We start from the raw sequence: 12,267 nt of genomic DNA, 5'->3' as shown, positions 1-12,267 counted from the left end.
ACCCCCTTCTCTTGCTCGAGAGGGGCTGAGGGGAGTCGGGCGACAGAGTGCTGTAGGCAAGTTGGTAGATTCTTACCGACGCGGCGGGCGTCGCCAAGTGGTTAAGGCAGCGGCTTGTGGCGCCGCTATTCGGGGGTTCGAATCCCCTCGCTCGCCCTTTTCAAACAGATGAGAGCTTCGGCACTCCTTGTCCCCCTGGCTCAGGGCGCCAACAAGGCATCGAGCAGCAGGTCGGCGCCATGGCAGCCAGCAACCATGCGGAGGGGATCCGCACAGGGCAGGTTCAGCTCAGCGGCGATCGCGTCCACGGCTTGTTGCGCCTCCGCCGGCTCAAGGCGTGCCGTGTTCAGCGCCAGCGCCCGCACCTTGGCAGGCGGCGCCGCTTGAACAGGGCGAGCAATCGCAGCGAGACCTTCGCAGAGCTGCACCAGCTCCGCCAGCGGGGGCAAGGGCACCTCGGGAAGCCGCTCGATCGTGCCCTGTCCGGCCCGATGCACCATCAGCAACGCCGTGGGCTGACTCCCCCGCAGCAGGGGCAGCGTGGCCGTGGACCCCGGATGGCAAAGGGAGCCCTGCCCCTCCACCAACACCATCCCTTCCACCGGCAGGCCTTCCGCCCCCTGCAGGACAGCGGCCTCCACCGCCCCAGCGGCGTAATCCACTCGCACGGCATCCAGCGGCACACCGGACCCACTGATCAGGATCCCCGCCTGACCTGTCCCGATAAACGCACTCGGCAGGCCACGACGTTCGGCCGCGGCCTGCAGGGCAAGACAAGCGCTCATCTTGCCAACCGCCATGTCGGTGCCCACCGCCAGCACACGTTGCTGGGGAAGGGCTGCTGCCCTGGCCTGGGCCACCACAAGACCAGGGGGTTCGCAGCGCAGATCCCAGATCCAGCAATCGGGCCGGCAGGCCGCTTTGAGCTCGGGATCGTCTGCCAAGCGGGTGTGCAGGCCACTGGCCAGGCTGAGGCCAGCCCGTAGGGCCGCCAGAGCATCGGCCCGCACCGGCTCCGGCAAGCGCCCCCCCGAGGGAGCCAGACCCACCACCGCCACAGCAGGACCGTAGGGGAGAGCCGACTGGAGATCTGCCACCACCGGCACGGCGCGCGGAATCCCTGTGACTGCCTCGAGGTCTGCCCCTGCATGAGCCGGGTCAATCACAGCCACGATCGGGCCGCGACGGTGCCGAAGCATCGCCAGGCCGGTCTTGCCGGTGAGTGAATCCAGCCCGCCGTGCTGGAGAAGCACCACGGGATGGTCAGCGCGAAGCATCAGAGCCTCACCTCCTGCCAATCAATCCCGAGGCCGAGGGTCCTGGGCACTCCCAGGCGGTCCGCACTGATGGGCAACCCCGTGAAGGGATCATCGACAAGATTGAGATGACTGTCTAAATCCGGCCAACGAATCAAGGGCAACAGCTGGGCGGCGGCTCCATTGAGCAAGGTGCTGTCGGAATAGCAACCCACCATCAGCGCCAGATTGAGGCGATGGGCGACCAGGGCCATGAGCAGCGCCTCACTCAAGCCTCCGGTTTTGAGCAACTTGAGGTTGACCCCATCGACATGGGGGGCAAGCCGAAGCAGATCATTCAGATCCCAGCAACTTTCATCCGCCACGAGAGGCAGCGGACAATCGGGCTTCAACCTTGCAAAGGCAAGGCGGTCCTCCTCTGGATCGACCTGAGCCGGCAGGGGTTGCTCCAGCAGCACCACCCCATGGCCTTGGAGGTCGCTGAGCATCCGCCGGGCCTGGTCCAGCGTCCAGCCTCCATTGGCATCCACCTGCAGCTCCAAGGGCTCTTGCCGGCGTTGTCCTTCCCGCTCGATCGCCTCTGCCACGGCCTCCAGCAGGGCCCGATCGTGGTCGAGACCATCCGGGCTGCCGAGCTTCAATTTGATCCGTGAAGCCGGCAGCAGCTGCCACCAGCGCTGAAGTCGCTCAAGCACCCGGTCCACCGAGGCCAAGCCGAGGGTGACACTGGTGGCGACAGAGCACGTCTCGACGGGCCTCTCGGCCGGCAGGGCCAGCAGTCGCCAGAGGGGCTGGCCAAGTCGCTTGCCCCACCAGTCCCAAAGGGCGAGGTCGATGGCGCACCGAGCCGGGGGGGAAAGGGGAGCGATCCGATCCGCGATTGCCCCGCGATCGGCAGGATCCAGGGAGTCCAACAGAGGCAGCACCGACTCCAACTCGGCCTGAAGGGCATCGATGGCGTAGTGGCGATGGCCGGTGTCGAAACCACCGGTTTCCCCCAGACCGATGCAGCCCTCTGCCTCCAGCTGCAGCAACAGATGCTCCACTGACGCGGTCGTGCCCCGACTGATCGCCAGAGGCACAGCCTTGGAGAGGGGGAATCGCCGCAGGGCCCAGCCCATCCCATCAAATGCACCGATCCTCAAACTGGCACAGCACCGTCGTGTCCGACACTGATGGGAGCAAAGCCCACACCGGTTCACCGGAACGCCGTCCGCCTTGACCGTCTCCGCCTCCCCCATCAGCAGCCCCACGCAACGGGGCAGCTACTGGATCACCACTTTCGGCTGCCAGATGAACAAGGCCGATTCCGAGCGGATGGCGGGCATCCTCGAGTCGATGGGCTACAGGGAGGCCAGCGCAGAGCTTGAAGCCGATCTGGTGCTTTACAACACCTGCACGATTCGAGACAACGCCGAGCAGAAGGTTTACAGCTATCTAGGCCGGCAGGCCCAACGCAAACGCAGCAATCCCAATCTCACCCTGGTCGTCGCTGGCTGCGTGGCCCAGCAGGAGGGTGAGTCGCTGCTCCGCCGCGTGCCCGAACTCGACCTGGTGATGGGCCCCCAACATGCCAACCGCCTGGAAACGCTCCTCCAACAGGTGGACAGCGGCCAGCAGGTGGTGGCCACCGAAGAGCACCACATCCTCGAAGACATCACCACCGCCCGCCGTGACAGCACGATCTGCGGTTGGGTGAACGTGATCTACGGCTGCAACGAACGCTGCACTTACTGCGTGGTGCCTTCGGTGCGCGGTAAGGAGCAATCACGGCTCCCGGAGGCGATCCGACTCGAGATGGAGGGACTGGCAGCCCAGGGCTTCAAGGAAATCACGCTGCTGGGGCAAAACATCGATGCCTACGGAAGGGATCTACCCGGGATCACCAGCGAGGGCCGTCGCCAACACACCCTCACGGACCTACTCCACCAGGTGCATGACGTGAAGGGCATCGAGCGTCTGCGCTTCGCTACCAGCCATCCCCGCTATTTCACCGAGCGGCTGATCGATGCCTGTGCGGATCTGCCCAAGGTGTGCGAACACTTCCATATCCCATTCCAAAGCGGCGACAACGATGTCCTGCGTGCCATGGCGCGCGGCTACACGGTGGAGCGCTATCGACGCATCATTGACCGGATCCGGGAGCGGATGCCGGATGCAGCGATCAGTGCCGATGTGATTGTCGCCTTCCCTGGAGAGACCGACGCCCAATACCGGCGCACTCTCGATTTAGTCGAAGCGATCGGCTTCGATCAGGTGAATACGGCGGCCTATTCACCGAGGCCGAACACGCCGGCGGCCGACTGGGACAACCAACTTGCCGAAGACGTGAAGGTGGCTCGTCTGCAGGAACTGAACGCCCTCGTGGAGCGCACGGCACGCGAGCGCAATGACCGGTATGCCGGCCGGATCGAGGAGGTGCTGGCTGAGGGCATCAATCCCAAGGACACCAGCCAGCTGATGGGACGGACTCGGACCAACCGGCTCACCTTTTTCAGTGGACGGTCTGAGGATGGCCGCAGCTTCCAACCCGGAGACACCGTGAAGGTCCGCATTGACGCGGTGCGCTCCTTCTCCCTCAGTGGCACCCCTGTCAGCGGCTGATACCTTTGGCGCTCCCGCCCGCCTAGGCACCTCTCCATGCCCAGCTCTTCAGTTCGCGTCGGCGTGGTGTTCGGTGGTGCCTCAGGAGAGCACGCGGTCTCGATCCGGTCGGCCAGCACCGTGATCACCGCCCTGCGCAGCGCTGCAAACCGAGAGCGTTTCGAGGTCACGCCGTTTTATATCGATCTGGAGGGCCGCTGGTGGCCGGAAGCTATTGCTGAGGCGGTGCTCGCCAGCGGCCAAGCGGCAGAGAACAGTGATCTTCCCGATCCCTTACCCCCGCAAGGGTTTGGTGGCCTGCCATCCGGCGCTGCGTCCATCGACGTCTGGTACCCGGTGCTGCATGGTCCGAATGGTGAAGATGGCACCGTGCAGGGGCTCTTCACGCTGATGGGCAAGCCCTTCGTGGGGGCTGGCGTGCTCGGGTCTGCTGTGGGGATGGACAAGCTGGCCATGAAGGCGGCCTTCGCTGCCGCCGGACTCGCCCAGGTGCCCTATGTGGGTCTCAATGCTGAGCAACTCACCAAGCCCGAAGAGCGTTCCAAGCTCCTGGAGCGCATTGAGACAGAGCTCGGCTATCCCTGTTTTGTGAAACCGGCCAACCTCGGCTCCTCGGTAGGCATCAGCAAAGCGCGCACACGTCAGGAGCTGAACGAAGGCCTCGATCTCGCCGCTGAACTCGACCAGCGCATCGTGGTCGAGAAGGGAGTCAAGGCTCGAGAGCTGGAATGTGCCGTGATCGGTGTCAAAACACTCGAGGCCTCGGTGGTGGGTGAAATCCGCTTTGACGCCGACTGGTACGACTACACGACCAAATACAGCGACGGCCTCAGCCACACCCTGATTCCCGCCCCGATTGCATCCCATCACTCCGATCAAGTGCGCCAGATGGCCCTTGCGGCCTGCCGCGCTCTCTGCGTGAGCGGGATGGCCCGCGTTGATTTTTTCTACGACGACCATCAAGACCAGCTTTGGATCAATGAAATCAACACGCTTCCAGGTTTCACCTCCCTGAGCATGTACCCCATGCTCTGGAACGCCAGCGGGCTACCCCTGGAAACACTGGTGGCACGACTGGTGGAGAACGCGCGAGAATGAGCGCCTGGAGAAAGGCTGGGCTCTGAACTGGCGATGATTCACGGATTGCTCTGGTTTCCGCTTCTTCTCGTCTTTGTGCTGCTAGCAGCCCTGGGCTGGCTGGAGCGCCGTCGCCAATCGCTGTTCCGCAGCTGGGCTGAAGGCGCGGAACTAGCCAAACTCGATGGCTGCGGCGCCGCCCGCGTCAAGGATGGTGAACTGCACTGGAGCAGTTTTTCAGCCGGAAAGTTTGAAGAGCAAGGACGCTTTGCAATCAAGACCCTGGAAATGGTCGAACTGATGGCCCTTGCCTCAGGAGAAGCGCCGCTGGCCCATGAATCCCAGGGCCGTTGTCGCTTGCGCCTGATCGGTGGAGGGCAGCAGATGGATGTGCCCTTCTCGGATGCGGAGCGAGCCCGCCGCTGGATGGGCCAGTTGATGGCCACGGCCCGCTGCGACCTGTGAGCCGTCGCCGTGCAGCCTCAAAATCAGCCTCGCGGACCACTGAAGCGCCGCTCCCCCCTGGAGTCGAGCGCCGTCGTCGCCTGCGTCGCGAGCGCCGTCAAGATCGCTTGATCCAGCTCTGGCGGCTGCTGTGGTTCAGCGCAGCCGCCAGTGGCCTTGGCTGGGTGCTCCTCACCCAAGGATGGACCCTGCGCAGCCCCCAACAGCTGCAGGTCCGCGGCAGCGAACGCCTGGGGGTGGAAGCCGTAAGCCAAGCGGCTGGCCTGCGCTTCCCCCAGCCCCTCCTTGGCCTGGATCCCCATGCGATGGAGCAGACCCTGATGCGGGAGCTGCCCGTGCAATCAGCCGCCGTGCGGCGGCGCCTGCTGCCTCCAAGACTCGATGTGGAACTCGACGACCGTCGACCAATGGCAGCGGCCAGTCGCACCGGACCCCGCGGAGTCGAGCGGGGAATGGTTGATCGGCGAGGCCAGTGGATGCCGGCGACGATGGCCGCCCGCGGAGACAAACCAGAAACGAGCATTGAAATCAAGGGCTGGATCCCTAGCCAGAGAGACGCCATCGCACTGCTGCTCGAGAACCGTGCGCAGCTGGGCGGGACACTCCAGCGGGTCCTGATCAGTCCTGAGGGGGGAATCAGTCTTCAGGTGACCGGGCTTGGGCTGGTGCATCTCGGCTCCGATCCAGGCCTGATGCAGCAACAGATGGTCACGATGGCCCAGCTGAGCCGAAGTCTTCCCGCCCAGCTGAGGCAACAGCAGGGCAGCAGCCTTGATCTGAGTGATCCGAGCCGTCCGGAGCTGCAGCTGAACAAGAAAGCACCCACAGACAGCAAACCCTGACGCTTTGTTGCTGGGCGAGGCATCACGCCCCAGGCTGACCAAAATTTGCAGCGGATGCGAACCGCAGGGACATAATGCACCCACAGCTCAACGGTTCGGCCTTAACGATGGAGATGATGGGCACACATCAGTCCCCCAGCCCCGAGAGCACCGGGATTCTTCCGAGTCAGTCCGCCCGCATTGAAGTCATCGGCGTTGGCGGTGGTGGCAGCAATGCTGTGAATCGAATGATTCAGAGCGATCTCGAGGGGGTCTCCTATCGGGTTCTCAATACCGATGCCCAAGCCCTCCTGCAGTCGGCAGCAGACCACCGGGTTCAGCTTGGACAGACGCTGACCCGTGGCCTTGGTGCCGGTGGCAATCCCAGCATCGGCCAGAAGGCGGCCGAGGAATCCAGGGCTGACCTTCAGCAGGCTCTTCAAGGTGCCGATCTGGTATTCATCGCCGCCGGCATGGGCGGTGGCACCGGTACCGGTGCTGCTCCCGTGGTCGCGGAGGTCGCGAAGGAGAGCGGCGCCCTCACCGTTGGCATCGTCACCAAACCCTTCGGTTTCGAAGGTCGTCGAAGGATGCGCCAGGCCGATGAAGGCATTGCCCGTCTGGCGGAGCACGTCGACACCCTGATCGTGATTCCCAACGACCGTCTCAGGGATGCCATCGCCGGTGCCCCTCTGCAGGAAGCATTCCGCAGTGCTGACGACGTGCTGCGGATGGGTGTGAAGGGCATTAGCGACATCATCACCTGCCCCGGCCTGGTCAATGTGGACTTCGCCGATGTGCGTTCAGTGATGACTGAAGCTGGCACCGCCCTGCTCGGCATCGGCGTGGGTTCCGGACGCTCCCGCGCCATTGAGGCTGCTCAGACCGCGATCAACAGCCCCCTCCTGGAGGCTGCTCGCATCGATGGCGCCAAGGGTTGTGTGATCAACATCAGCGGTGGTCGCGACATGACCCTCGAAGACATGACCACTGCCTCAGAGGTGATCTACGACGTGGTGGATCCCGAAGCCAACATCATTGTGGGTGCGGTCGTGGACGAGCGTCTCGAAGGAGAAATCCACGTCACCGTGATCGCCACGGGGTTTGAGAACGGTCAGCCTTACCGCAGTGAGCGACGGGCTAGCACGAATGCAACGCCCTCGTTCAGCCCAGCCCCTGAGGCCGGCGCCAGCATCCCTGAATTTCTGCGTCAGCGTCAGCTCAAGCGCGATGGGGAGATCGGCTGAGGAGTTCCTCCTCCAATCTCCACTTGGAAGGGGGTGACCCGGAGTCCACGCCTGCCCTGAGCATCCCGTGTGGCTGCTCCCTTCCGGTCCTGACCAGGTTTGGGCGTCCGAACCGCATGGGTCCGAGTCGTTGCGATGCTAGCAATGGACCTCCGCTGGCCTGGAGAGGCAGATGCGCCCATCTGACCTGATCCGTTTCAAACAGACCGGTCAACCGATCACTGTGCTGACCGCCTGGGATGGGTTGTCAGCAGCCCTGGTGCAGGCCGCTGGTGCCGACCTTGTGCTGGTCGGAGATTCCTTGGCAATGGTGGTACTCGGCCATGCCACCACCCTGCCGGTCAGCCTGGAGCAGATGCTGCATCACTGCCAGGCGGTCTGCAGAGGGCTGAGCGGCCCGCTGGAGCAACAGCCACTGGTGATCTGCGATCTGCCCTTTCTCAGCTACCAATGCGGTGAGGATCAAGCCGTTGCGGCAGCCGGACTTTTACTCAAAGACTCCGGTGCCGCCGCCGTGAAGCTGGAGGGGGCTGAACCGGAGGTGGTGGCGGTGATCGATCGCCTCGTCCGCATGGGGATCCCTGTGATGGGGCATCTGGGGCTGACCCCTCAGGCGGTGCATCGTCTGGGCTACCGCCAACAGGCGCAGGATCCCCGTAGCCAGGAGAAACTGCTGCGTCAGGCCCAGGCGCTTGAGAGTGCGGGCTGTTTCTCCCTGGTGCTGGAGCATGTGCCGACGGAGCTGGCCGCCAAGGTCCAGGCGATGCTGACGATTCCTGTGATCGGCATCGGAGCCGGCGCGTCCTGCGATGGACAGGTACGGGTGACCGCCGATCTGCTCGGCCTGACCCCTGTGCAGCCCCCCTTCAGCCCTGCCCTCATCCCTGGTCGTCAGCTCATGGTTGATGCCCTCAAGGGTTGGGTGGAACAGCAACGCCAGAGGGCAGCGCCTCCCACCAGCGCACCACTTCAAGAAGCACCTGATTGCTGAGGGCCATTCCCTCCGGATCGCTGAGGCGCCAGCGCCTACCGCAACGCTGAATCAGTCCAGACGCTTCCGCCTGGGTCCAGCGATGCTCCAGATCGGGAAGATGTCGGCGGCAAAGGGAAGGATCCCAGCCACTGGCGCAGGCGCTCGCCCAGAGATCCACACCTTCGCGGCGCCTCAGTCCCACGAGCAAACGGTCATCCAGGGGAAGCCGCTCCGCCAAGGCGGCTTGCAGGGAAGGGTCGAGGGTTTGCCGTTGCGTTGCGATCCAGAGCCCATAGGCCTCGCGGGTGCGCGGCCTTGCCAGCCGCTGCCCCCAGGGGGCACTGGTGGCCCCGAGGCCAAACCCCCACCAACCGGCGCCGCTCCAATACACCCGGTTGTGCCTGGAGGCGTGACCGGGTCTGGCGTAGTTGGAAATCTCATACCGACAGAACCCCGCCTGCTGGAGGCGCTCAGTGGTGCGTTCCATCACAGCGACCGCTTCGTCCTCCTCGGGGAGGTCCAGCTCACCCCGTTGCTGCCGCCAGGCGAACACGGTGCCGGGCTCAACGGATAGGTCATAGATCGACAGATGGGGAGCACCCACCTGAAGGGCTTCGTGCAACTGCTCTTCCCATCCGGAGCGCGTCTGACCGGGCAGATTCCGAATCAGGTCAAGGCTCCAGCTCCAGAGACGACCATCGATCTCGGCCGCCCGCAACCAGTCGCAGGCCTGCAGCAGATCCAGCCGGCGGTGCCGTCGACCCAGCGCGGTCAGCACCCCATCGTCGAAGCTCTGACCACCGAGGCTCACACGATTGACTCCGGCATCGAGCAATGCCCCCAGAGCGGCCTGATCAAAGCTGGCCGGATCCATCTCCAGGGTGATTTCCGCCCCCTGCTGCACCCCGAAGCGGTCCTCCAATCGATGGAGCAGGGTCTCGATCTGTGCTGGTGTCAGCAAGGATGGGGTCCCGCCCCCGATGTACACGGTGCTCAAGGGCGGGCCTGGGGGCGCCAGGGCGATCTCCTCATGGAGCAGCGCCAGATAGGCCTCGATCGAAGCCCGACCGGGCCCGGCGGCAGCATCCACGCGATCCCCCAGTGGAACCACCGCGAAATCGCAGTAGTAACAACGCCTGTGGCAGAAGGGAATATGGAGATAGGCGCTACGGGGTGCGGACATCTGCCCGGGCCAAGCGGCGGAAGATGGTGCATGCTGCCTGCAACTGGAGTGAGCAGCCACGACCTGAACCCATGGTGGAAGCGCTCATCCTGCTTGTGTTTCTGATCTCAGGTGCCTCAGCCGGCTGGATGGGCGTGCATCTGTTGCCTCAGGATCTGTTCAACGACACCACCAATGTCGAAGGTGTGCGCTGGGTGCTCACCGGCTTTGGCGCATTCATTGGTCTGATTGCTGGCCTGGTTTTTCGCCGGCTGCGTCAACAGCTGATGCGCCAAGTGCGCACCATGCCAACGGATCTGCTGGTCAGCCGAGCCGTGGGCCTGATTCTTGGGCTGCTAGTGGCCAACCTCCTCCTCGCCCCGATCCTGTTGCTGCCCCTCGCCGGTGCCGTGTCACTGGTGAAGCCGCTAGCGGCGGTGCTGAGCAATGTCTTCTTCGGAGTGCTGGGCTACAACCTCGCTGAAGTGCATGGCCGCACGCTCCTGCGCTTGTTCAACCCGTCGTCGACGGAGGCGCTGCTGGTGGCCGATGGGGTGCTGACTCCGGCCAGCGCCAAGATCCTCGACACCAGCGTGATCATTGATGGACGCATTCGCGGGCTCCTGGCCTGCGGATTGCTCGAGGGCCAGGTGATCGTGGCCCAGACGGTGATTGATGAGATGCAGCAGCTGGCCGACTCCGCCAATGCGGAGAAGCGGGCCCGTGGCCGGCGCGGGCTCAAGTTGCTGACAGATCTTCGCGAAACCTACGGTCGCCGACTGGTGATCAACACCACCCGCTACGACGGAGCTGGCACCGACGACCGCCTTCTGCAGCTGAGCGCCGATACCGGCGGCACCCTGGTGACGGCTGATTTCAACCTCGCCCAAGTGGCTCAGGTGCAGGAGCTGAAGGTGATGAACCTCAGTGAGCTGGTGATCGCCCTGCGTCCAGAGGTTCAGCCTGGCGATGAACTTCTGCTCAAGATCGTGCGCCAGGGCAAGGAAAACAATCAGGGCGTTGGCTACCTCGACGACGGCACCATGGTGGTCGTGGAAGGAGCTGGCACCGCGATCGGTGACCGCCTACCCGTGGTCGTGACCGGTGCCCTACAGAACCCAAGCGGGCGGATGGTGTTTGCCCGCCTCGAGAAAGAATCTGCTGTCCCACGCTCAGCCAAGGCCAACCGCCCCCCACGAGGAAACAGTGGAAGCAAAGGAAATGAGCGGCCTCCGGCCAACCCCCGCTAGGCTCCCGAGACGCCAGGGGATGTGCAGAGGATGACCACGTCAGCGCCCTACTACGGGGATTCCACGGTGCTGCGGACTCCGCCACCGGATCTGCCGTCGCTGATGCTCAAGGAGAGGATCGTCTATCTCGGTCTTCCGCTGTTCTCCGACGATGACACCAAGCGTCAGCTCGGTCTTGATGTGACCGAACTGATCATTGCTCAGCTCCTTTACCTGGAGTTCGACAACCCTGACAAGCCGATTTACTTCTATATCAACTCCACAGGCACCAGTTGGTACACAGGGGACGCGATTGGCTTCGAGACGGAAGCCTTCGCGATCTGCGACACCCTTCGCTACGTCAAGCCCCCCGTGCACACGATCTGCATTGGCCAGGCCATGGGTACGGCCGCGGTAATCCTCTCCGCCGGCACCAAAGGACAGCGTGCCGCCCTGCCCCATTCCTCGATCGTGCTGCACCAGCCGCGCAGCGGCGCCCGCGGCCAGGCCACGGACATTCAGATCCGTGCCAAGGAAGTGCTCCACAACAAGCGGGCGATGCTCGAAATCCTTTCAGAGAACACGGGACGCAGCGTTGAGCAGCTCTCCAAGGATTCCGACAGGATGAGTTATCTGACACCGGAACAGGCCGTGGAGTACGGCTTGATTGACCGGGTGCTCAGCAGTCGAAAGGACCTGCCCACCAGTCCTCCGGCCTCTCTCTGACCAGCTGACCCGACCTGAAGCCGGAATCGCTTCAACATCAAAGCTCACACCGCCCAGCCCCTCTCACTTCTGCTCGAGCCATGCCGATCGGTACCCCCAGCGTTCCCTACCGCCTCCCCGGCAGCCAGATGGAGCGCTGGGTCGACATCTACACCCGCCTAGGCGTGGAGCGGATTCTTTTCCTGGGCCAGGAAGTGAATGACGGCATCGCCAACAGCCTGGTGGCCCAGATGCTGTATCTGGATTCCGAAGACAGCAGCAAGCCCATCTACCTGTACATCAACTCCCCAGGTGGATCCGTGACCGCCGGTCTGGCGATCTACGACACCATGCAATACGTCAAGAGCGACGTGGTGACCATTTGTGTGGGCCTGGCCGCCTCGATGGGTGCCTTTTTGCTGACGGCAGGCACCAAAGGCAAGCGCCTGGCCTTGCCCCACAGCCGCATCATGATTCACCAGCCCCTTGGCGGCACCGCCCAGCGGCAGGCAAGCGACATCGAAATCGAAGCCAACGAGATCCTGCGCATCAAGGAGATGCTTAACCGTTCGATGGCCGACATGACCGGTCAGAGCTTCGAGAAGATCGAGAAGGACACGGACCGCGACTACTTCCTGAGCGCTGAGGAAGCCAAGGATTACGGCCTCATCGATCGGGTAATCGCCCACCCCAACGACGCCTGAGCGTTCAGGCGTTTGCGTAAGCTC

Annotated in this window: 12 protein-coding genes, 1 tRNA gene and 1 other RNA gene; 10 read left to right on the top strand and 4 right to left on the bottom strand. The window is 63.7% G+C overall.

Annotated elements, in window-relative coordinates:
* Window positions 1–83: 83 nt before the first annotated feature.
* Window positions 84–156: transfer RNA gene (locus tag CWE17_RS08425), tRNA-His, on the top strand.
* Window positions 157–200: 44 nt separating this feature from the next.
* Here CWE17_RS08425 and CWE17_RS08420 read toward each other — a convergent pair.
* Window positions 201–1,277 (bottom strand): DUF1611 domain-containing protein, encoded by a 1,077-nt coding sequence (locus CWE17_RS08420; protein WP_131456194.1) that lies wholly within the window; start codon window positions 1,275–1,277, stop codon window positions 201–203.
* Complete coding sequence (locus CWE17_RS08415; protein WP_131456192.1) at window positions 1,277–2,377, bottom strand: dipeptide epimerase; 1,101 nt, start codon at window positions 2,375–2,377, stop codon at window positions 1,277–1,279. Before CWE17_RS08415 ends, CWE17_RS08420 begins: the two co-directional genes overlap by 1 nt.
* Before the next feature lie 172 nt (window positions 2,378–2,549).
* Here CWE17_RS08415 and miaB point away from each other — a divergent pair, with 172 nt between their 5' ends.
* The 5 genes from miaB to ftsZ all read left to right on the top strand — a co-directional run bounded on the left by miaB (window position 2,550) and on the right by ftsZ (window position 7,470).
* Window positions 2,550–3,860 carry a tRNA (N6-isopentenyl adenosine(37)-C2)-methylthiotransferase MiaB gene (gene miaB / locus CWE17_RS08410; RefSeq protein ID WP_240789354.1) on the top strand — a complete coding sequence of 437 codons (1,311 nt, stop codon included), beginning with the start codon at window positions 2,550–2,552 and terminating at the stop codon, window positions 3,858–3,860.
* Between the two features lie 36 nt (window positions 3,861–3,896).
* Window positions 3,897–4,958, top strand: coding sequence for a D-alanine--D-alanine ligase family protein (locus CWE17_RS08405; protein WP_131456188.1), 1,062 nt, complete (start codon window positions 3,897–3,899; stop codon window positions 4,956–4,958).
* A 33-nt stretch (window positions 4,959–4,991) separates the two neighbouring features.
* A complete protein-coding gene (locus tag CWE17_RS08400) occupies window positions 4,992–5,402 on the top strand; it encodes a hypothetical protein (protein ID WP_131456186.1) in 411 nt (136 codons plus the stop codon).
* Window positions 5,399–6,244, top strand: coding sequence for a cell division protein FtsQ/DivIB (locus tag CWE17_RS08395; protein ID WP_240789334.1), 846 nt, complete (start codon window positions 5,399–5,401; stop codon window positions 6,242–6,244). Before CWE17_RS08400 ends, CWE17_RS08395 begins: the two co-directional genes overlap by 4 nt.
* Before the next feature lie 74 nt (window positions 6,245–6,318).
* The gene (gene ftsZ / locus CWE17_RS08390) at window positions 6,319–7,470 is read left to right on the top strand and encodes a cell division protein FtsZ (protein ID WP_131456184.1); all 1,152 of its coding nucleotides are present in this window, start codon (window positions 6,319–6,321) and stop codon (window positions 7,468–7,470) included.
* A gap of 32 nt (window positions 7,471–7,502) precedes the next feature.
* Here the strand turns inward: ftsZ and ffs are convergent.
* Window positions 7,503–7,599, bottom strand: an RNA gene (gene ffs, locus CWE17_RS08385) — signal recognition particle sRNA small type.
* Window positions 7,600–7,642: 43 nt separating this feature from the next.
* Here ffs and panB point away from each other — a divergent pair.
* Window positions 7,643–8,461 (top strand): 3-methyl-2-oxobutanoate hydroxymethyltransferase, encoded by an 819-nt coding sequence (panB, locus tag CWE17_RS08380; RefSeq protein WP_131456181.1) that lies wholly within the window; start codon window positions 7,643–7,645, stop codon window positions 8,459–8,461.
* On the opposite strand, the gene hemW is transcribed toward panB, so the two are convergent.
* Window positions 8,382–9,626 carry a radical SAM family heme chaperone HemW gene (hemW, locus tag CWE17_RS08375; RefSeq protein ID WP_131456179.1) on the bottom strand — a complete coding sequence of 415 codons (1,245 nt, stop codon included), beginning with the start codon at window positions 9,624–9,626 and terminating at the stop codon, window positions 8,382–8,384. The genes panB and hemW overlap by 80 nt on opposite strands.
* Window positions 9,627–9,697: 71 nt before the next feature.
* On the opposite strand from hemW, the gene CWE17_RS08370 reads away from it, so the two are divergent.
* The 3 genes from CWE17_RS08370 (at window position 9,698) to CWE17_RS08360 (ending at window position 12,243) form a co-directional block, all read left to right on the top strand.
* Window positions 9,698–10,855 carry a PIN/TRAM domain-containing protein gene (locus CWE17_RS08370; RefSeq protein WP_131456177.1) on the top strand — a complete coding sequence of 386 codons (1,158 nt, stop codon included), beginning with the start codon at window positions 9,698–9,700 and terminating at the stop codon, window positions 10,853–10,855.
* Between the two features lie 30 nt (window positions 10,856–10,885).
* The gene (locus CWE17_RS08365; RefSeq protein WP_131456175.1) at window positions 10,886–11,560 is read left to right on the top strand and encodes an ATP-dependent Clp protease proteolytic subunit; all 675 of its coding nucleotides are present in this window, start codon (window positions 10,886–10,888) and stop codon (window positions 11,558–11,560) included.
* An 80-nt stretch (window positions 11,561–11,640) separates the two neighbouring features.
* The gene (locus CWE17_RS08360; protein ID WP_131456173.1) at window positions 11,641–12,243 is read left to right on the top strand and encodes an ATP-dependent Clp protease proteolytic subunit; all 603 of its coding nucleotides are present in this window, start codon (window positions 11,641–11,643) and stop codon (window positions 12,241–12,243) included.
* The last annotated feature ends 24 nt before the right edge of the window (window positions 12,244–12,267 follow it).

Source organism: Synechococcus sp. BS56D (assembly GCF_004332405.1).
GTDB lineage: Bacteria > Cyanobacteriota > Cyanobacteriia > PCC-6307 > Cyanobiaceae > Synechococcus_C.
Note: the sequence above shows the minus strand (reverse complement) of the source record. Positions and strands in the feature narration are given on the sequence as shown.